At 64.1% G+C, this 19,913-nt stretch carries 18 protein-coding genes and 1 pseudogene; 8 read left to right on the top strand and 11 right to left on the bottom strand.

Annotated features, from left to right (window positions below; genetic code table 11):
- Positions 1-2 precede the first annotated feature (2 nt).
- Positions 3-1,919, top strand: a complete 1,917-nt coding sequence (locus AC0L3C_RS25445) for a TniQ family protein (RefSeq protein WP_473409237.1) — start codon at positions 3-5, stop codon at positions 1,917-1,919.
- 676 nt (positions 1,920-2,595) lie between these two features.
- Here the strand turns inward: AC0L3C_RS25445 and AC0L3C_RS25440 are convergent.
- Positions 2,596-3,597 (bottom strand): glycoside hydrolase family 16 protein, encoded by a 1,002-nt coding sequence (locus tag AC0L3C_RS25440; protein ID WP_473409236.1) that lies wholly within the window; start codon positions 3,595-3,597, stop codon positions 2,596-2,598.
- 293 nt (positions 3,598-3,890) lie between these two features.
- Here AC0L3C_RS25440 and AC0L3C_RS25435 point away from each other — a divergent pair, with 293 nt between their 5' ends.
- From AC0L3C_RS25435 to AC0L3C_RS25425, 3 genes and pseudogenes are all read left to right on the top strand, one after another.
- On the top strand, positions 3,891-4,112 hold the full coding sequence (locus AC0L3C_RS25435) for a dodecin (RefSeq protein ID WP_473263838.1): 222 nt from the start codon (positions 3,891-3,893) through the stop codon (positions 4,110-4,112).
- Positions 4,113-4,279: 167 nt separating this feature from the next.
- Complete coding sequence (locus AC0L3C_RS25430) at positions 4,280-6,184, top strand: sensor domain-containing diguanylate cyclase (RefSeq protein ID WP_473409235.1); 1,905 nt, start codon at positions 4,280-4,282, stop codon at positions 6,182-6,184.
- 65 nt (positions 6,185-6,249) lie between these two features.
- A pseudogene (locus tag AC0L3C_RS25425) lies at positions 6,250-6,897 on the top strand (HAD family hydrolase).
- 24 nt (positions 6,898-6,921) lie between these two features.
- On the opposite strand, the gene AC0L3C_RS25420 reads toward AC0L3C_RS25425, so the two are convergent.
- From AC0L3C_RS25420 to AC0L3C_RS25395, 6 genes are all read right to left on the bottom strand, one after another.
- Positions 6,922-7,890: an ABC transporter ATP-binding protein gene (locus tag AC0L3C_RS25420; protein ID WP_027565638.1), complete on the bottom strand. Its 969-nt coding sequence runs from the start codon at positions 7,888-7,890 to the stop codon at positions 6,922-6,924.
- Positions 7,887-8,882 (bottom strand): ABC transporter ATP-binding protein, encoded by a 996-nt coding sequence (locus tag AC0L3C_RS25415; RefSeq protein WP_473409234.1) that lies wholly within the window; start codon positions 8,880-8,882, stop codon positions 7,887-7,889. The genes AC0L3C_RS25420 and AC0L3C_RS25415 overlap by 4 nt, the downstream gene beginning before the upstream one ends.
- Positions 8,882-9,799: an ABC transporter permease gene (locus AC0L3C_RS25410; RefSeq protein WP_007615333.1), complete on the bottom strand. Its 918-nt coding sequence runs from the start codon at positions 9,797-9,799 to the stop codon at positions 8,882-8,884. Before AC0L3C_RS25410 ends, AC0L3C_RS25415 begins: the two co-directional genes overlap by 1 nt.
- Positions 9,765-10,724, bottom strand: coding sequence for an ABC transporter permease (locus AC0L3C_RS25405; protein WP_007597394.1), 960 nt, complete (start codon positions 10,722-10,724; stop codon positions 9,765-9,767). Before AC0L3C_RS25405 ends, AC0L3C_RS25410 begins: the two co-directional genes overlap by 35 nt.
- Positions 10,725-10,752: 28 nt before the next feature.
- Positions 10,753-12,543 carry a peptide ABC transporter substrate-binding protein gene (locus tag AC0L3C_RS25400; protein WP_473263841.1) on the bottom strand — a complete coding sequence of 597 codons (1,791 nt, stop codon included), beginning with the start codon at positions 12,541-12,543 and terminating at the stop codon, positions 10,753-10,755.
- Between the two features lie 262 nt (positions 12,544-12,805).
- Positions 12,806-14,224, bottom strand: coding sequence for a M20 family metallopeptidase (locus AC0L3C_RS25395; protein WP_473263842.1), 1,419 nt, complete (start codon positions 14,222-14,224; stop codon positions 12,806-12,808).
- A 279-nt stretch (positions 14,225-14,503) separates the two neighbouring features.
- On the opposite strand from AC0L3C_RS25395, the gene AC0L3C_RS25390 reads away from it, so the two are divergent.
- From AC0L3C_RS25390 to AC0L3C_RS25380, 3 genes are all read left to right on the top strand, one after another.
- On the top strand, positions 14,504-15,475 hold the full coding sequence (locus tag AC0L3C_RS25390) for a S1C family serine protease (RefSeq protein ID WP_473263843.1): 972 nt from the start codon (positions 14,504-14,506) through the stop codon (positions 15,473-15,475).
- Positions 15,476-15,503: 28 nt separating this feature from the next.
- Positions 15,504-16,574, top strand: a complete 1,071-nt coding sequence (locus AC0L3C_RS25385) for a phospholipase (RefSeq protein WP_473409233.1) — start codon at positions 15,504-15,506, stop codon at positions 16,572-16,574.
- Positions 16,575-16,656: 82 nt separating this feature from the next.
- Positions 16,657-16,863 carry a hypothetical protein gene (locus AC0L3C_RS25380; RefSeq protein ID WP_473263845.1) on the top strand — a complete coding sequence of 69 codons (207 nt, stop codon included), beginning with the start codon at positions 16,657-16,659 and terminating at the stop codon, positions 16,861-16,863.
- Between the two features lie 82 nt (positions 16,864-16,945).
- On the opposite strand, the gene AC0L3C_RS25375 is transcribed toward AC0L3C_RS25380, so the two are convergent.
- The 3 genes from AC0L3C_RS25375 to AC0L3C_RS25365 form a co-directional block, all read right to left on the bottom strand.
- Positions 16,946-17,605, bottom strand: a complete 660-nt coding sequence (locus tag AC0L3C_RS25375; protein ID WP_473409232.1) for a DsbA family protein — start codon at positions 17,603-17,605, stop codon at positions 16,946-16,948.
- 98 nt (positions 17,606-17,703) lie between these two features.
- Positions 17,704-18,180, bottom strand: a complete 477-nt coding sequence (locus tag AC0L3C_RS25370) for a PaaI family thioesterase (RefSeq protein ID WP_473283509.1) — start codon at positions 18,178-18,180, stop codon at positions 17,704-17,706.
- A 3-nt stretch (positions 18,181-18,183) separates the two neighbouring features.
- Positions 18,184-18,612 carry an acyl-CoA thioesterase gene (locus AC0L3C_RS25365; RefSeq protein WP_473409231.1) on the bottom strand — a complete coding sequence of 143 codons (429 nt, stop codon included), beginning with the start codon at positions 18,610-18,612 and terminating at the stop codon, positions 18,184-18,186.
- A gap of 108 nt (positions 18,613-18,720) precedes the next feature.
- On the opposite strand from AC0L3C_RS25365, the gene AC0L3C_RS25360 reads away from it, so the two are divergent.
- Positions 18,721-19,269: a TetR/AcrR family transcriptional regulator gene (locus AC0L3C_RS25360; protein ID WP_473409230.1), complete on the top strand. Its 549-nt coding sequence runs from the start codon at positions 18,721-18,723 to the stop codon at positions 19,267-19,269.
- 47 nt (positions 19,270-19,316) lie between these two features.
- Here AC0L3C_RS25360 and AC0L3C_RS25355 read toward each other — a convergent pair whose 3' ends face one another.
- On the bottom strand, positions 19,317-19,808 hold the full coding sequence (locus tag AC0L3C_RS25355; RefSeq protein ID WP_473263849.1) for a hypothetical protein: 492 nt from the start codon (positions 19,806-19,808) through the stop codon (positions 19,317-19,319).
- Positions 19,809-19,913 lie beyond the last annotated feature (105 nt).

Below are 19,913 nucleotides of genomic sequence, written 5' to 3'. Positions count from 1 at the left end.
GCATGGCATCCGGCACGATCGGCGTCCCGAAATGGCGCCGACCCGCGACGGAGGAGCCCGCACATGGGCTCCTCCTGCACCTCGTCGAACTCAACGGATATTCGTCGGTCAAGACCGTCGCCGAATGCCTGGGCGTGCGCATGTCCGATCTGCGTTCGGGAAAGCGGAGCGCAATGGCGGCCTTCGCGAAGGCGATCCGGTGCCCCCAATACGTCCTCGAGCGCGACTCGCCGGTCGAACTGGCGAAAGATGCCCGCGCCGAACGTACCTTCGGAAACGACCGAGTACGGAACACCGTTACAATGTCGCTGCGCGGGGTCCCCATCGGGGCAGACCAGTTGGACCGGACGAAACGCAAGATCTGCCCGGCCTGCCTCGAGGAAAGCAGGCACCACCGTTTCTGGTGGGATTTCGTCGCCGTAGCCACCTGCCCACGTCACAATCTGTGCCTGGTCGATCGCTGCGGCTGCGGAAGCGACACCGAACTCACTTGGAAGGATTCCGAACTCTTCTACTGCGGAGAATGCAGCCGTGACGTCCCGGTCACCCGCAAGCCGGCCGATCCGGACGTTGCCGCCGCGGACGCGGCGCTGCTGAAGCGCTTCGGCCTCGTCGAAGCGCCGCCCTGCCCCCTCCTCGACGGCATGAGCTTCTACGACGCCGTCGATACCATGGAACGGATCGGAGCCGCCGCGATCGGCGGAATGACGCCAAAATGGCAGAGTGCCGGCACCCTCCGACTGGATCCGGCCACGGTGCGCGGGCGGGGATTCTCGATTTTGTCGACGGGCGGCCTGGCCAGCCTGCTCGATGGCCTTCTCGCCGAATTCAGAAAGACGAATCCCGATACCGAACCGGCGCTGACCACCGCATACGGTTGGCTTTATCACTGGCTCAACGCGAAGGGGGGCCGGTCCTTCTCGGAGATCCTGTTCGACGCATTCGTCGCGCACGCCCACGAAAACTTCCATCTCAACGGCCGCATCGCGCTAGAGGCTTCGGTGCTGCCCGGCACCTACACCCTGGAGAAAGCCGCCAAGGAATGCGGCATCATCAGAGAACAGATGCGCAGTCTCGGCGTGAATCTCGGGCTCATACGGCCTAGCGGCATCGAAGGACATGTCCTCGCCTTCGACGGTGAGGCCGTCAGAGCGATCGCGAAAGATCTCCGAAACAGCGTGGATTTCACATCCTCAAGAGCGATTCTTGGCGTCGAAGGCAAAGTCGTGCACGGGCTCATCTCGTCCGGCATGATCGCTCCTCTGTTCGGCGGTCGCAAGTGGAGACAGCGATACGCCTTTCTGCGAAGCGATTTGGATGCTTTCATCGCACGAATACTCGGCGAATCGCCGCCGGTCGACGCCCCACCCGAAGGCCTGATGGCTGCCGTCGACGCACGGCAAAGCTTCAACCTTTCCGGCGTCCTGTTCCTGCGATTGATCGCAGAAGGTCACGTGAAAGTCGTGGCGCACCTCGCGAGGTCGCCAGGGGTCGCCGGCGCGTTGGTGGGCCGGCAAGAACTCAGATCGGCGCTGGTTCTGATGGCCAGTCGAGAAGACTTGCCCGTTCCCGTTGCCGCCCTCGCGCTCGCCACGACCAACCCGGTCGTACGAAAACTGATCGATAAGCGGTTTCTCTACACCGCGAAGACCGACGGCCAGGCGATGGTGACCGCGAAATCGTTCGCTCGGTTTCGGCAGAGGTTCATTGGCCTGCAGGAGACCGCCATGACGCTGGGCTGCGACGTCGACCGCGTCGAGGCACGTGCCGCAAAGCTCGGAATCCGCCTCAAACCGGCGGCGGGCCGGTGCGGCTTCCACGGCTTTTCCCGCGAACAGGTCGATGCGAAACTGCGGGAGCTAAAGGCCCTGGTCGAAAGCGATCTCAGGTTCAAGCAGCCCGAAGACTTGGCGGCCTGACGGCGCGAAACCGGGAGCCGCCGCGGTCGCAACGGCTCGACCTCCGCCGAGTGCGGCCGCTTCCAACAAACCTCATGGGGCAACGTGCTAAAGGCGGCAGAGGTCGCACCGTCACACGCCGTAGGCCAGCGCTGCTCAAGCGAGCCGATTTGTGCCCGCGGCGGATGCCCGAAACTCGTTTACATTGCCGAAAAGCCTCCGTGACCAGGCGATTTACGTTCAAACGCGCCGATTCTGGCGGAATCCACTCGCCCATGAGCTACCGTTTGTGTCGATGCCCTTTAACGGGCCCAGGAAGCCTGTGGGGAAGTGATTGACGAATTCGGCCATTCTGTCGTCGGCAAATTTCTAACGCACCACGGGCCATCTAAACGGGTCGCAATTCTACGGTCGATCTTCGCGTTTCAAAAGACAATCTTATGAGGTGCAAACCCCACCACGGAAGTTTTTTAAGATATTGTGATGACATGCGAGGCGAACCCGCACCGAAAAACATGGGGCTTTTCGGGCTCGAATGACAGCCTTATGAGGTGCCATGACGCCCTTATGAGGTGCACCACACTGGCCTGACTACACCAATGAAGCCGGCGTGGAGCCCGCGCATCGCCGCTGCGCCAACCGCGCCAAGGCCCGCGATTTTCTGCAAGATCGAGCCGCGAGAAATCAGCTGCCATCGCTATCTCCGGGCCTGCTCCAAATCGATCTGATAGACGGAAATCCGGTCGATCTCGAATGCGACGGTAGAGGGCGACTCCGCGTCGACAGGTCCGACGCCGAGAAAGAATTTCGATCCGATCGCGAGATTGACGATCATGTACATGGGATCGTCGAATCCGATCGGTACCTTGATGTCGGACACCGGCCCGCGGTCGATGAAATAGACCAGGCGATCCTCCTCCCACAGCACACCGTAAGTGTGGAATGCGCTCGAAGCGTCGCCGACCGCGAAGTCGAAGCCGCAGGACTGGATCTTCTGGGTCGAGGGAATCCGCCAATGCGTCGTCATCACGAGATCACCCGGCTTTTCGCCGCGGCCTTCCAGCACGTCGACCTCCGGGGGCCAGCCGCCGTCATCCGCCAGCATCCAGAACGCCGGCCACACCGCATGCCCGACCGGCACCTTGGCGCGGATCTCGAAATAGCCGTGCTTCTGTGCGAACGTGCCCTGGGTCGTGAGGATCCCGGAGATGTACTCGTTGTTGAACAGCACCGGCTTCAACCCCGGCGGCGTGCGGCTGGCGACGATCGACAGCACGCCGTCCTTGACCTTGAACGGATCGAGCCCGAGCGGCGCCGCGGCGCGCCCCGCATAGCGCGGATCGACATAGATCTGTTGCTCGCCATTGGCGCTGGTCTTGCGCTTGAAGTCGGAGCCGTCGCCGCCCCAGTAGCGCGCCTCCGGCCAGGCCGCACCACCGGCGTAGTGCGGCACCCATCGTCCGTTCGCCAGCGGATGCTCGTCAAAATCTTCGTTGAAGGTCCGGCGCAGCGGCAAGAAGACCAGCGAGGCCGGATTGACCGTCTCCAGCCGGCGGCACTCGATGGTGGAGGGATCAGTCGTGACCTGCAGCGACATGCTCGCCGGGGCAGCATCGAGATCGTCCTGCGCGATGCCCGGCGCAGGCACAATGCAGAGACCGATCGCAGCCAGAGCGCCCCTCGTCCAACGCTCGATCATCACCGCACTTCGAAGATGCCAGAGGAAAGGGAGGTTAGCTCGCTCGTATCGGGACGGGCAAGAGCAGGCCCGCGACCGCGCGCCAATTTCGGGAGCGCCACCCGCCCACGCCATCCGGATTTTCGTGCACTTATAAAAAATGGAGCACCGCGCGCGGCGAGCGGCCGGCGGGTCTCCCTCGGGGACGGAACTTGAAGCGCCGGCGCCCGTTCAAAGCCGAGGCCAGACGTTTCCACAGGCGCCGATTGTCGGCGACACGCCACACTGCCACAGCACAAGAGGGGAGACTTGCGATGCCCACAGCCGAGCACGATCACGTCTACAAGATCCTGGAACTGGTCGGATCGTCCGAGACCTCGATCGAGGACGCGATCAAGAACGCGGTCAGCCGTGCCGCCAAGACCGTTCGCGAGATGAAATGGTTCGAGGTGGTGCAAACGCGCGGCCATATCGAGAACGGTGCCGTGCGCCACTACCAGGTTACGCTGCGCGTCGGCTTCACGCTGGATGAATGAGGCAGAAAGGCCAGGCGAAACCGACGCCCGAGGCCAGCCTGGTTAGCTCGACAATAGCCCGTCAATTATCGAGGACTGTTCCGACCGGAAGCGCACGATCCGCACGGATGTTGCAACAGGCCGTTAAGGCCAAAGTGGGAGGTTTGCGCCGGAATGGAGCAAGCCTGATGGCCACGGGCCGCGAACTCGGAAAGACGCGCCTTCCGCTCTGGGCGGCGGGTTTCGTCATACTGACCTGCTTCGCCATCCTCGGCTTGAGCGGCTGGCGCGAATGGGAAACCCGCAACGCCGAACTCAGGAACGCCGAGATCGACGTCGCCAATCTGGCGCATTCGCTGATCCAGCACGCGGACGACACGTTCGAACTCGTTGATACGATCCTCGTAGGCCTGGTCCATCGGCTCGAAATCGACGGGACGGGTCCGGACACGATTACCAAGCTTCAGGCCTATCTGCCGACACGGAAATCATCGGATCGCATCCGCGGGATCTTCGTTTATGACGCGACCGGGCAGTGGCTGGCCACGACCGAGCACCTCGACTTCTCCAAGCTCAACAACAGCGACCGCGAATATTTCCAGCGCCATCGCGACTCTCCGGAAACGGGCACGCTGATCGGGCCGCCCGTCAAGAGCCGGTCAGGTGGACAATGGATCATCACTGCATCCCGTCGGATCAACGATGCCGACGGCGGCTTCGCCGGCGTTGCCCTGCTCACGATCGACGTCGGCTATTTTGTCAAGTTCTACGAACGGTTCGACATCGGTCCAAACGGCTCGACATCGCTGCTCAACAATGGCGGCATTTTGCTGGCACGCAGCCGCGATGATGTTGCCGCCTTCGTCGGGCGTGACCTGTCCAACACGCCGTTGTTCAAGGATTGGGAAAGCCGTCCCGCCGCGGCGGTCTACTATTTCAAATCACCGCTCGATGGCGTGCAGCGGCTGAGCTATTACCAGCGCAGCAGCCGCTATCCTCTGATGGTGCTCGCGAGCAAGTCGCGGGACGACGTGCTGGCGCCCTGGCGGCGCGCTGCCGCCGCGCGCACGACCTTCGTCCTCGGCCTCGTGCTGCTAATCGCCGTGATCGGCTTCTACCTGGTCCGTCAGCTCGTGCAGCGGCAGCGCATGGCCCAGGCTCTCGTCGTCAACGAAGCAAACTTCCGCCTGTTGGCCGAGCAATCCAGCGACATGGTGACCCGGATCGGGCTGGACAACCGGCTGCTCTACGTTTCTCCCTCGTGCGTACGCATCACGGGCTGGTCCTCCGACGAGCTGCTGGCCACCTCGGCACTGGCGGGCATTCACGCCGACGACATGGAGCGCGTCGAGCAGGCCATCGCTGCTCTTAAGAATGGCGAGGCCGAGGAGGCGCGGTTCGTCTATCGCCAGCGTCATCGCGACAAGGGCGAGATCTGGGCGGAGGCAGCGTTGCACGTGACCCTGGCGTCGGACAGCGGCGAGATCGACGGCGTCGTCGCGGTGGTGCGCGACATGACCGAGCAGAAGGATCTTCAGGACAAGCTCGCCTCGCTTGCAACGACCGACGGCCTCACCGGCCTCGCCAACCGGCGCGCCTTCGACGAGCGTCTCGTGGACGAATGGGCGCGCGCAAGGCGCGACGGCACCCAGCTCTCGCTCCTGCTGATCGATGTCGACCATTTCAAGAAGTTCAACGACCATTACGGACATCCGGCGGGCGACGGGTGCCTGCGCGCGCTGGGCCGGATGCTATCAGCCCACACCAAGCGCCCAGCCGACCTCGCGGCGCGCTACGGTGGCGAAGAATTCGCCGTGCTGTTGCCGAACACCGGCCCCGAGGGCTGCGCCGAGGTCGGCGAAGCAATTCGCAAGGCGCTGCACGATCTCGCCATTCTGCATGCGCAAAGTCCCCCCTCGCGCCTGGTGACCGCAAGCGTTGGCGGCGCGACGAGTCTTCCGTCTCAAACCACGACGGACTGCAGCACGCTGGTCGTCGCCGCCGATCGCGCGCTCTACGCCGCCAAGGACAACGGCCGTGACCGGCTGGTGATGTCGGGGCAGGTCGTTCCCTGGCCCGCCAGGAGCGCGTGACGGATCGACCGTTGCCTCGGATTGTCGCCTGCGCTCCAGCGCGGTATGGCTTGAATCACGGCCGGATGTTCGGCCAATCCGAGAGTGCTGCTGTGGCTGGTAGAATAAAACTCGTCCTCTTCGACATGGACAATGTCCTCTGCGACTACGACAGGGCAAAGCGTGTCGCATCGCTGGCGAAGGTTGCGGGGACCACGAGCGAATCCGTCCACAAGGCGATCTGGGACAGCGGCTTCGAGCTGCTCGGCGATTCCGGCACTCTCGATGCCGCGGAGTATTTGCAGGGTTTCGGTGACCGCATCGGCTATCCGCTGTCATTGGACGAGTAGATCGAGGCGCGACGCCGTTCAATGCAGGCCGACCGTGCGATGCTGGAGATTGCCGGCAGCTTGCGTCAAACCGTCGATATTGCCGTCCTGACCAACAACACCACGCTGGTCGCCGACCATATCGCTGCGCTGCTGCCGGAATTGCCGCCACTGTTCGGCTCGCGAATCTACGCCTCGGCCCGGTTCAAGACGGCGAAGCCGGACCCGCGCTGCTTCCGGCTTTGTCTGTCGGAGCTCGACGTCAAACCCGAGAGCGTCCTGTTCGTCGACGATCTCATGGCCAATGTCGCCGGCGCGCGAGAGGCGGGTCTGTTCGCGCATCACCACACCTCGGTTGAGGCTTTCAGGCGGGCCCTTTCGGAGCACGGCCTGCTTCACGCATGAATGCGCGCTCCGCATTTGTCGGCGTCAGGCGAGATGGCACGCCACAAAGTGCCCGCCCGCTCCTTCCTTCAGCTCCGGTGCGCTTTCCGCGCAACGCGGCTGGGCGATAGGACAACGGGTGTGGAAGTGGCAGCCCGACGGCGGCTTCATCGGGCTCGGAACGTCGCCCTTGAGGCGGATGCGCTCGCGCTTGAGCTTGGGATCGGGCACCGGCACCGCTGATAACAGCGCCCTCGTGTAGGGATGCTGCGGATTGCGGTAGAGGTCGCTGGCCTTGGCGAGCTCGACGATACGGCCAAGATACATCACCGCGACGCGGTCGGAGATGTGCTCGACCACCGACAAATCATGCGCGACAAAGAGATAGGTGAGGTTCAGCTCGGCCTGGAGATCTTCCAGCAAATTGATGACCTGCGCCTGGATCGAGACGTCGAGCGCGGACACCGGTTCGTCGCAGACGATCAGCTTCGGCTCGACCGCGAGCGCGCGCGCGATCACGATGCGCTGGCGCTGGCCGCCGGAAAACTCATGCGGATAGCGGCGCATGTGCTCGGCCTTGAGACCGACCTTCACCAGCAAGCTCGCGACGCGATCCTCGCGCTCCTTGGCCGATGAGCCGAGCTTATGGATGACGAGCGCCTCGCCGAGGATGGCGCCGACCGTCATGCGCGGATTGAGGGAGGCGAACGGGTCCTGGAACACGAGCTGCATGTTCCGCCGCATCGCGCGCAAATCGGTGCCGCCGAGCTGGCCGACGTCCTGGCCGTCGAACACGACCTCGCCGTCGGTCGGCTCGATCAGGCGCAGCACGCAGCGTCCCGTCGTCGACTTGCCGCAGCCGGATTCGCCGACGAGGCCGAGCGTCTCGCCGCGATTGACCGAGAACGAGACCCCGTCGACCGCGTAAACGCTGCCGACCTGGCGCGACAACAGCCCGCCATGCACGGGGAAATATTTCTTCAGGCCGCTGACGCGGAGCAAAGGCTCGGTCATACTGCGCCTCCCAACTGCGTATCTCCCAGATGACAGGCCATGCGGTGGCCGGGCGCGATCTCGCGCAGCAGCGGCTCCCTCTCGGTGCAGACGCTCATGGCGTGGCGGCAGCGCGGAGCGAAGCGGCAGCCGACCGGCGGATTGATCAGGATCGGCACCGAGCCGCCGATCGCCTCCAGCCGTAGCTTGTGCTCGCTGGCGAGATCGATGCGCGGGATCGAGCGGATCAATCCCTGGGTATAGGGATGGCCGGGATTGCCGAAGAGGTCGTCGACAGGCGCCTCCTCCACGACCTTGCCGGCATACATCACAACGACGCGTTGCGCGGTCTCGGCGACGACGCCCATGGCATGGGTGATCAACATCACCGCCATGCCGAAGCGTTCCTTCATGTCCTGGAGCAGGTCGAGGATCTGCGCCTGAATGGTGACGTCGAGAGCCGTGGTGGGCTCGTCGGCGATGATCAGCTTCGGCTTGCACGCAAGCGCCATCGCGATCATCACGCGCTGGCGCATGCCGCCGGAGAACTGATGCGGATAGTTGTGAACGCGGCCTTCGGCGTTGGGAATCTGCACCAGCTTGAGCATCTCGATGGTGCGCTCGAGCGCCTGTTTCCTGGTGACGTTCTCATGGCGGCGCAGGCTTTCGGCGATCTGCTCGCCGATCGTCAGCACTGGATTGAGCGAGGTCATCGGCTCCTGGAAAATGAAGCCGATCTCCTTGGCGCGGATCTCGTCGAGCTGACTGCTCGTCAGCGGCACGAGATCGCGGCCCTCGAAGATGATCTCGCCCGCCGCGATGCGGCCCGGCGGCATCGCGATCAGCTTCAGGATCGACATCGCGGTGACGGTCTTGCCGCAGCCGGATTCGCCAACGACGCAGAGCGTCTCGCCGCGGTTGATGGAGATGTCGACACCGTCGACGGCCTGGAGGATGCCGTCGTCGGTGGAGAAGTGGGTTTTCAGTCCCTTGATCTCGAGCAGCGGCGCCATCAGATCACCCGCCGCGCATCGAGCGCGTCGCGCAGGCCATCACCGATGAAGTTGATGGCGACCACAGCGATGAAGATTGCGCCGCCCGGGAACAGCGCCCAATGCGGGCCGATGTCGAGAAAGTCCTTGGCATCATAGAGCAGCCGGCCCCAGGTTGGCGTATCCGGAGGGAAGCCGAGGCCGAGGAAGGACAGCGTGGATTCCGCGATGATGGCGGCGGCCACGTCGATCGTGCCGGCGATGATCACCGGACCGAGCGCATTGGGCAGGATATGGCGCACCACCTGCCGCACCGGGCTTGCCCCGAGCGCGCGCGCGGCTTCGACGAATTCCTTCTCCCGGATCGACAGGAACTGGGCGCGAACGAGGCGGGCGACCGGCATCCACCGCAAGCCACCGATCACGAGCACGATCAGGATGAAAATGCCGCCCTCGGGGCCGAAAGCGGCCTTCAGCCCGTCGCGGAAGAGATAGATCAGCAGCAGCAGCAGGGGCAATTGCGGCAGCGACAGGAAGAGATCGGTGAGCCACATCAGCCCATGGCCGAGCGCGCCGCGCGACATACCGGCGAGCGCGCCGATCAGCACGCCGACGAAGACCGAGACCAGCATCGCGGCGAGACCGACCGCGAGCGAGATGCGCCCGCCATAGATCATCCGGGCGAGGATATCCTGCCCAAGATCGTCGGTGCCGAAGGGATGGGCCAGAGACGGCCCCTGCATGCCCGCCACGATATCGATGTCGTCGATCTTGACCCGCCAGACGAAGGGGCCGACCACCACCGCCAGGATCAGAACGAGGAGCAGGAACGCACTGACCACGGCAAGCTTGTGCCGGCTATAGCGCCGCCACGTCTCGCGCCAGGGCGAGTAGACGCGCCGCTCAGCGGAGGGAGATGCGAGGGTCAAGCCAGCCATAAAGAACGTCCGCGATGAGATTGAACAGCACGACCAGGCACGCAAAGACGAAGGTGACGGCCATCACCACCGGCGTGTCGTTGGAAAGGATGGAGGAGATCAGCAGCGAGCCGATGCCGGGGATGCGAAAAATCTGCTCGGTGACGATGGCGCCGCCGAACACCGCCGGGATTTGCAACGCAATCAGCGTGACGACCGGAATCATCGCGTTGCGCATCACGTGCTTGATGATCACCCGCCGCTGGCCGATGCCCTTGGCGCGCGCGGTGGTGACATAGTCGAGCCGGATCACGTCGAGCATCGCCGAGCGCACGAAACGCGTCATCGACGCAGCCTGGAACAGGCCGAGCACCGCCACCGGCATGATCGCCTGACGGATCATCTCCAGCACCCAGTGAATACCCGTGCCCTTGATGTCAGTCGTGTAGACGAAAGGCAGCCAGTCCAGCGTGACCGAGAAGATCAGGATGAACAGGATGCCGGTGAAGAAGGTCGGCAGCGAGAAGCCGACAAAGGCCAGCGTGTTGGCGACCTGGTCGAACAGCGAATAAGGTTTCGTCGCGGCATAGACCCCGACCGGGATCGCGATCAGGAGCGCCAGAATCTGCGCCGAGCCGATCACGTAGAGCGTCGTTGGCAGTCGCTGGAGAATGAGCGTGTCGACGTTCATCCGGCTGACGAAGGAGAAACCCCAGTCGCCGTGCAGCATGGCGTTGAGCCAGTGCAGGTAACGAAGGTAGATCGGATCGTCGAGGCCGAACTTCGCCCGAAGCGCGAGAGCGACTTCGGGCGGCACGTTCGGATTGGTCGCCAGCTCCGAGAAGGGATCGCCCGGGGCTAGTGCGAGCACGACGAACAGCACGAGCGAAATTCCGAGCAGGCTCGGAATCGCGATCAGGAGGCGACGCAGGACATACTGGCTCATGAAGAAGGACCGCTCTAGGCGTGCGTGATCATTCTTCGCGGTACCAGTCGAACAAATTGTCGGTCTCGTTAGCCCAGCCCGAAACGACCGGGCGCAGATTGTTGGCGGCCGCCTCGACCTTGAGGCGGTGCTGCACCGGGATGAAAACGATGTCCTGGTACATGAGGTCATTGGCCTTGATGTAGAGCGCCGCGCGCTTGACTGGATCCATCTCGCCGTCGGCGGCCAGGATGGTCGCGTCGTACTCCTTGTTGACCCAGCGCGGGAAGTTGGTGCCCTGCCACTTGTTCTCCTTGGTGGCGACGAGGTTCGAAAGGTAGCGACGCATGTGCTGCGACGGATCGGGCTGGCTCAGCGGGATCTGGAACATCTCCATGTCCGCGTAGAACTTGGAATAGGTGTCGGGATTGCCGACGTCGGAGGAGAAGAACACGGAGGCGACGACCGATTTCAGCTCGACGTCGATGCCCGCCTTCTGGCACGCCTGCTTGACGATCGCCTGCGTCTTCTGGCGCGGCCCGTTGATCGCGGTCTGGTAGAGGAGCTTCAGCTTCTTGCCGTCTTTCTCGCGGATGCCGTCGGCGCCCGGCTTCCAGCCGGCGTCGTCCAGGATCTTCGAGGCTTTCTCGACGCTGAACTCCCACGATGTGTTCTTGGACACGAACTTTTCGGGCCCGTTGAGGAAGTTGGCGGTGGTGCGCCCGGCGCGGCCGTAGATCGCCTTCTTGACCGACTCGCGATCGATCAGCAGCGAGAGCGCCTTGCGCACCGCCGGATCGGAAAACAGCGGGTGCTTGGTCTTTATCGAGGAGCGCTCGCCATCGACCTCCGTGTTGGGATCCGTGAAGTTCAGCGCGATGAATTCGGTGTCGCCGCCGACGGCGTAGACGGTCTTTCCCTTGCCGCCCTTCTCCAGGCGCAGCAGCACGTCGTCCTCGACCTGAATGTTCCAGCCGAAATCATATTCGCCGGTCTGGATCACCGCGCGCGCGGCAGAGACGGCGTCGCCGCCGCCCTTCATCTCGATCGAATCGAAATAGGGGCGGTTGGCCATGTGATAATCGGGATTGATCACGCCGCGGACGAGATCGCCCGGCTTGAACTCGACGAACTTGTAGGGGCCGGTGCCGACCGGCGAGAGGTTGGTCGGCGCCTCCCGCGATTTGGACCCCATATAGTCCTTGAACAGATGTTTCGGGATGATGGTATTGGGAGCCCCGACAAAAGCGTCGGCCCAAAACGGCGTCGGCTTGTTGAAGAGGATGCGGACCGTGAGGTCGTCTACCTTCTGGACCGTGATGTCGCGGAGCGTCGCGATCGTCAGTGCGGAGGTCGCCGGATCCTTGGCATATTCCCAGTTGAACACGACGTCGTCGGCTGTGAACGGCGTGCCGTCATGCCATTTGACGCCGGGCTTGAGCTTCCAGGTCACCGACTTGCCGTCGGCGGCGAGGCCGCCGTTCTGGATCGAGGGAATTTCGGCGGCCAGAACCAGCTTCATGTTGCCGTCGGGATCCCAACAGGCGAGCGGCTCGTAGAACAGACGCGCGCCGTCCTGATCCTTGGTGCCTGTGGCGAAATGCGGATTGAGCAGGGTCGGCCCCTGCCACCACAGCAGCTTGAGCGCACCACCGCCGCCGCGCTTGGTCGGCTTGTAGGTCGAGACGCCCTCAGCCATCGCGACGCCGCCAAGCGCGAGGATCTGGTTGGCCAAAGGTGCGGTGAGACCCACGGCAGCCAGGCGCTGAATGAAACCGCGGCGATCCATCCGCCCGTCCTTCACGTCACCGATCATCGAACGCAGTTGTTTATCCAGCATGGTTGTCCCCCGTCTGGTTCCCGTATGGATGCAGGCGGTCGCGCGAGACGACCACCGGGCTTGGCTGGCGGTAGATGGCACACCGAATGGGGTGCGCGTCAACTGCGACCGTGTGTATGCAAACGGTCTTCTGACTGTCTGTTGGGCAAAACCATATTCCGCAGCCCATCCGTTCGGCAATCCAGCATCAAAACACGCTGAATTCCGCGCTGCACTGCAGAAAATTTGATCGCCGCATCAGACGAAGTATCGAGGCGAAATTCTACGCCACGGACATGTCGAGCGGCGGCGCGACGTGGTCTGGCAGCGGACAGACGTAAGGCGTCTTGGCCGTCCGCTTCTCAAGGTCAGCCTTGGCGGCCTCGATCAGCTCCGGGTCCGTCAGCGCCTTGATGCCGATGCCGGCCATCGCCTTCGCGGCCTGCACCATGGCCTTGTGCGCATGCGCGCTCTTGCCCTGCGCGACCACCTGCCAGGTGTGGAAGGGGGTCCCGATTGCAACCGTGGGTGCGTGGACCTGCACGGTCGGCACCACCCAGCTCACGTCGCCGACGTCGGTCGAGCCGACCAGCGGATTGCGCTTGGCATCGAGCGGCACCAGGAAGTCAGCCAGCGGCCGGTCGGTCGGCTCCATGCCGATCGCGTAATAGACCGCCTCGATGTCCTTGTCGCTCAGCGTCGCGCGGATCTCCGTCGCAAAGCCCTTGTCCGCGTCGTCGAAATGCGGTGGTCCGAGCTCTTCCATGACCCGGTGCAGCGCCTGCTCCAGCGGCGTGTTCGGCAGGATATTGGAGACCGCGGAGATGATCTTCATCTCGACCTTGGTCTCGGTCATCAGCGCCGCGCCCTCCGCGATCTTGCTCACGCGTCCGACCAGCTCGTTCATGCCGGGCAGATCACGGGCACGGATCGAATAGCGCACGCGCGCATGCGCCTGCACCACGTTCGGGGCGATGCCGCCGGTGTCGAGCAGCGCGTAGTGCACGCGCGCGTCGCTCGGCATGTGCTCGCGCATATAGTTCACGCCGACATTCATCAGCTCCACGGCGTCGAGCGCGGAGCGGCCGAGATGCGGCGAGGCTGCCGCATGCGAGGTGCGGCCGGTGAAGATGAAATCGGCGCGGGTGTTGGCGAGTGACGGCGTCACCGCGACTTCCCAGAAGCTGTGCGGATGCCAGGTGATGGCGATGTCGGCGTCTTCGAATGCACCGGAGCGCACCATGAAGGCTTTTGCCGCGCCGCCTTCCTCGGCGGGGCAGCCGTAATAACGCACGCGGCCCGGCACCTTGTTCTCGGCGAGCCAGTCCTTCACCGCTGTCGCGGCGAGGAGAGCTGCGGAACCGAGCAGATTGTGGCCGCAGCCATGACCGTGGCCGCCGGTCTCGACCGGACGATGCTCCGCGACGCCCGCCTCCTGGCTGAGGCCCGGCAGCGCGTCATATTCCCCCATGAAGGCAATGACCGGCCCGCCCTCGCCCCATTCGCCCGTCACCGCGGTCGGAATGCCCGCGACCTGCTCGGTGATACGAAAACCCTGATGACGCAACTCGGCAAGATGCTCGGCGGCGGACCGCGCCTCGGTGTAGCAGACTTCGGGCATGCCCCAGACCTTGTCGCTGAGGTCGATGAAACGTGCCTTGATCGTGTCGATGCCACGCCAGATGTCGCTGCGGTTGTCCATGCTTTGGTCCGTGATCCCTGGGTCAAACGAAGCGGCAATGGTTAGCAGCTTCATTGTACGGCGCCTAGCACCTCGCCGGACAGCAGCCATGCGGCCAATGCCGGAGGCGCTCGACCGACCGTGCATCAAGCTTCCCGCGCCTTTCAAAGATTTCACCCGGTGCGTCGGGAATAGTTGGGGAACGAGGCTTTCAAGACGGCCTCCTCCATCCTAAATTATCCGTGCTTCGCGCGTCGTCCCGCTAATCGGCGGAGCGATGCTCTCAGCCAGGAGAACTCCATGCCCGCCCTGACCGAATGGAGAGTGCCACCGGCCAATCAGCCGCGTGCGAGCGATTACGCTTTCGATCTCGACCACGCGCTCGCCTCTGTCGTCGGCCTGCATGCCATCATCCCGCCGGACGCCTTCAGCGCCGAGACACTGGGCACCGAACGCGCCGGCAACGGCGTCGTGATCGACGACGGGCTGGTGCTCACCATCGGATATCTCATCACCGAAGCAGAGTCGGTGTGGCTGCATGTCGGAGACGGGCGCGTGGTGGAGGGACATGTGCTCGGCTTCGATGCCGTCACCGGCTTTGGCCTGGTGCAGGCGCTCGGCCAGCTCGACGTCGATCCCTTGCCGCTCGGCATCTCGGCCGAGACCCGGCTCGGCGACCGCGTCGTGGTCGGCGGCGCCGGCGGACGCACGCGCTCGGTCGCGAGCCAGATCGTGGCCAAGCAGGAATTCGCGGGCTACTGGGAATATCTGCTGGACGAGGCCATCTTCACCCATCCCGCGCACCCGAACTGGGGCGGCACGGCGCTCCTCAATGATCGCGGCGAGTTGATCGGCATCGGCTCGCTCCAGCTCGAACGTGAGCGCGACGGCAAGGCCGAGCACGTCAACATGATCGTGCCGATCGACCTGCTGAAACCGATCCTGGACGACCTGCGCAAATTCGGCCGCGTCAACAAGCCGGCACGCCCGTGGCTCGGACTCTTTTCGACCGAGATCGACAACCGCGTGGTGGTGATCGGGATCTCCGCCAACGGCCCGGCCGCCCGTGCCGAGCTCAAGACCGGCGACGTCATCCTCGCGGTTGACGGCGAGAAGGTCACGAGTCAGACCGGCTTCTACAAGAAGCTGTGGGGCCTCGGCGCTGCCGGCGTCGACGTGCCGCTGACGGTACATCATGAAGGCGTCACCTTCGACGTTACGGTGACCTCGACCGATCGCTTCAAGCTCTTGAAGGCGCCGAAGCTGCACTGACAAGCCGAACTGAAGCAAGGAAACGACGATGAGCGAGGCCGTCGTTGACGACATCGTGGCCGTGCTGCCGCCGCTGCTCAATGCGCTGGAGGCGCTCGCCTTCTTTCAGCGCAACCTGCACCCGCCGGCCTTCGGCTCCGTGATGAACGCGATCGGCGCTCCCGACGAGACGCTGCAAACGGCGCGCGCGGCAATCGGAGAATGGCCGGAGCAGTTCACCGGACTGCGTGAGCGGCTCGACCGTGCCTGCGACGAGACGCTCGCCGCCTTTGCCGGCCTGCGCGAGGTCGAGCACGGCAATGGCGACCTCGTCGCGGTCTTCCGCGCGCTGCGTCATGTGCCGCGCGCGCAGGAGGCACTCTATCCGCTGGCCGTGCAGTTTCCGCCGGTCAGCAGCTTCTTCCTCAACGCCGCCCATCGCGAGAATGCCGACCTGTTGTCGCGACTCGAAGCCGGCGCGGACGCGCACACCGGCATCATCCACGATCACAACGAGCCCGGCAGCCGCGGCGGCTTTTCGGTCTACGTGCCCGAGTATTACAGGCCCGACCGCGCCATGCCGCTGGTGATGGCACTGCATGGCGGCAGCGGCAACGGCCGCGGCTTTCTGTGGAGCTGGCTGCGCGACGCCCGCAGCCTCGGTGCGATCCTGGTGGCGCCGACCGCGACCGGCCCGACCTGGGCACTGATGGGTGACGATTCCGACACGCCCAACCTCATCCGCATTCTCGAAACCGTGCGCAGCCGCTGGACCATCGACGCCTCGCGCATGCTGCTGACAGGCATGAGCGACGGCGGCACCTTCTGCTACGTCACCGGGCTCGACGGCGCCTCGCCCTTCACGCATCTCGCGCCGGTGTCGGCAACCTTCCATCCCCTGATGGCAGAGATGGCCGACGCCACGCGCCTGCAGCGCCTTCCGATCTTCATCACGCACGGCAAGCTCGACTGGATGTTTCCGGTGCAGACCGCGCGGCAGACACAGGCGGCCCTCGCCGCCGCCGGCGCAGACGTGACCTATCGCGAGATCGACGACCTCAGCCACACCTATCCTCGCGAGATCAACGGGGAGCTGGTGCAGTGGCTGAATGAAGCGTGAACGGATCGTCCTTACCTGCGCCGCACTGTCGCGGAACAATCGATCCGGGTCGACGTTATCGCCCGTCATTGGAGGTTTCGCGATGCGGATGTTTCTTGGAATGATTTTGGGCGCGCTGCTGCTTGGCTGCGGCGTGTATGTCTATGACTCCATGCAGACGTCGCCGGTCGCCAACGGCGAAGTCGCCACGACCAATCGCACCATCGTGAACTGGGATGTCGCCAAGGCCGATTGGGACGCGCTGCGCGATCGCGCGCACAAGGACTGGGTCCGCATCTCCTCGAAGTAACGACGTGGTGTCATGAATGAAATGAGGCGCCGTCGCGGGTCCGCGGCGGCGCCTTCGTATTGCGCGGTAAATATCGCTCGGCTCAGTTCATCTTGGCCTTGCGGGCGTCGGCGATGACCTGCTCGAACTCGTTCATGCTCAGCACGCCCGGTACGCGGTACTTGCCGACGATGAAGGACGGCGTGCCGCGGAAACCGAAGGCTTCGGCCTGCTCGTTGTTGCGCTTGAGCACGGCGTCGATGTCCTTGGCGCGGTCGGCGAGATCGCGTTTCAACCGATCCATGTCGACACCGGCGACCGCGAGCAACTCGTTGATGCGCGGCTCGGTCAGGCGCGAGCTGACGCCCATCATGGCGTCGTGGGCCTGGTGGTACTTGTCCTGGAATTTCGCCGCGAGCGCGGTCCGCGCCGCCGTGACCGAAACCGGACCGAGGATGGGCCAGTCCTTCATCACCAGCCTGACCTTGCCGTCGTCCTGGATGACCTGACGCAACTCGGGCTCGAGCTTGCGGCAATAGGGGCAGTTATAGTCGGACCATTCGATGATGCTGATATTCCCGTCGGGATTGCCGGCGACGGGAACATCGGGGTCGCGCAGCACCTTGGCTTCTGTGAGCACTTCGTCTTCCTCGGTCGCCGCGCGCGCCGAAGTGATCCCACCCGCTACAAGGGCGCCCGCCCCGATCAGCGTCAGCGCCGCGCGCCGCGTCGGTACAAGGCCCTTGTTCCTGAATCCAGCCATATCTCGTTCCATTTCGGTCCCATCTCCGTCGATACGGTTCGAGACTGGGAATTGTTACAGCTCATATAGAGTGTCGCAGAGCCGATGTCATCGCCACGCTATGCGGGTATCGGGGTCGGCTCGTGCGAAGCCGCAACGCGGGGCAGCATTGCCATCAGCGTCCCAGTCATCATGGCGATCAACGTGACCTTGCCCTCGTGCTCGGCAAACGCCTTTGCCTCGCAAAAGGTCAGCGTGCGGCCGGGCTTGACCACCTCTGCCTTGAAGACGAAACGCTCGCCCCGCGCCGGCGCGAGCAGCGTGGTCTTGAACTCGACGGTGAGGATATCGGCCTCGCGCGGCATCAGGGTGAAGGCGGCGACACCACAGGCATTGTCGAGGCCTGCGGTAACGATGCCGGCGTGGACAAAGCCGTTCTGCTGCGTGAGGGCCGGCGAATGCAGCATGGCCAATTCGACCTCGCCCGGCGCAAGGCGGACGATCACGATGCCGAGCGTGTGCATCGCCGGCTGGCCGTCGAACATGGCGATGGCAGCCGCGCGATAGCCCGGGTTCTTCGGCTCATATGCAGCCATGGCTCAGGCCTCCGCCGGCTCGGCGAGATGCCTCAAAGCGATCTCGCGTATGGCATCCGTGAACGGCACCGATTTGCGCTGGCTACGGTCCATGTGCACGCCCGCGATCTCGCAGAACGCGGCGATCTCGCCGGTCTCGGCATTGGTCATGTCGTGCCGGAAGCGGATCGATTTGTCGCGTATCTCGAGCAGGCAACTGCGGATCTCGACGATGTCGCCGGCGAGCAGCTCGCGCTTGTAGGTGATGTTCTGCTGCACGGCGGCCATGCCGCGGCCGGAGGCACGCAGATAGCTCGGCGTCAGCCCTAGGCGGGCGAACATATTCCAGTTGGCCTCGTCGAATTTGCCGACATACCACATGACGTTCATGTGGCCGACGTGATCGCACTGCCACGGGTAGACCGTGCCGCGATAGGTCGCCTCCCGCTCCATCGCAATTCTCCCTGGCCTTTTCTGCCTTTGGTATTGATACGGTAGCGTATCAACCTCCTCCCGCGTTAGCAATACGGCACCGTATCAAGAATCGGCGAGGCTTCCTGCATGAGTGACGGCAAAGGCGATATCTGGGTCGAGGCAGGGCTCACCGAGCTCGCCCGATCCGGGGTCGAGGGGGTGCGGGTCGAGGTGCTCGCCAAGAACCTGGGCGTCACCAAGGGCGGCTTCTACCGCCGCTTCGCCGACCGTGCCGCGCTGCTCGGTGCCATGCTGGAACGGTGGCGCGAGGGGCGCTCAACGGCGATCGCGCAGCAGACGAGTCTCGATGGCCAGGAGCCCCGTGAACGGCTGAGGGCGGTGATCCAGCTCTATTCGGAGCGACTCAATCCGGACGGGATGGCAATCGAGCTTGCGATCCGGCAATGGGCCCGCTCGGACGAGGGCGCCGCGGCAGCGGTGGCGATCGTGGACGCGGCGCGGCTGAAGCACGTCGCCGAACTCTATCGCGCGACCGGCCTCGATACCGAGGCAGCCGAAGCGCAGGCCTTCCTGTTCTACTGCTTCATCTTCGGCCAGAGCCTGCTGTTCGTCGAGCGCGGCCCGCGCAAGCGATCGCAGCTCGTGGCGAAATCGGCCGAGAAGCTACTGGATTAAAGCAAGAGGCCGGAGCTTGGCTCCGGCCTCTGTGTCGTCTTAAAGCGTCAGGCGGCGCCCTTCAGCTTCTTGTTGCATTCGCTGTAATAGCCGCCGCCCTTCTCGATCCACTTCATGCCGCCATTGCCGTTGGTGGTCTTGTTGGCGTTGTACTGGTCGACGCAGGTGTGCAGGCGTCCCTTGCCGGGGGTCTCCTTGGCGTATTTCGGATCGACCGCATTCGGATAGATCGCGGGGCCGGCCGGCAGGGTCGGCGCGGCAGCCGGGGCGGCCTCCTTCTTCGCCTGCTTCGGCTCGGCGGGAGCGGCGGGCGCAGCAGGAGCGGCCGCGGTCGGTGCAGCCGCTGGCGTCGCGTCCGCGCCGCACTGGGCCTTGCGGAAGTCATTCCACTTCGTGGTGCCGAGCGAGCCGTCCTTCTTGGCGGCCTGGTATTTCGCGCTGCACTCCTGCGAGGTCAGCGCCTGCGCCGGCGCACTTGCCACCAGCGCGGCAAAGCCCGACAGCACAACTGCACACAGCAACTTTGATTGAATGGTCATCCTTGGTCTCCTCCTTGATCTTCCCCCGAGGGAAGTGAACCGAGGATTGCTATCCTAGCGTGCCGCCCGCTCGCGACAAGGAAGCGATGGCTGCTGCCGCCAAAA

The organism is Bradyrhizobium sp. WSM4872 (assembly GCF_055811715.1).
The sequence above is the reverse complement of the archived record's forward strand: the minus strand, read 5'-3'. Positions and strand labels throughout refer to the sequence as shown.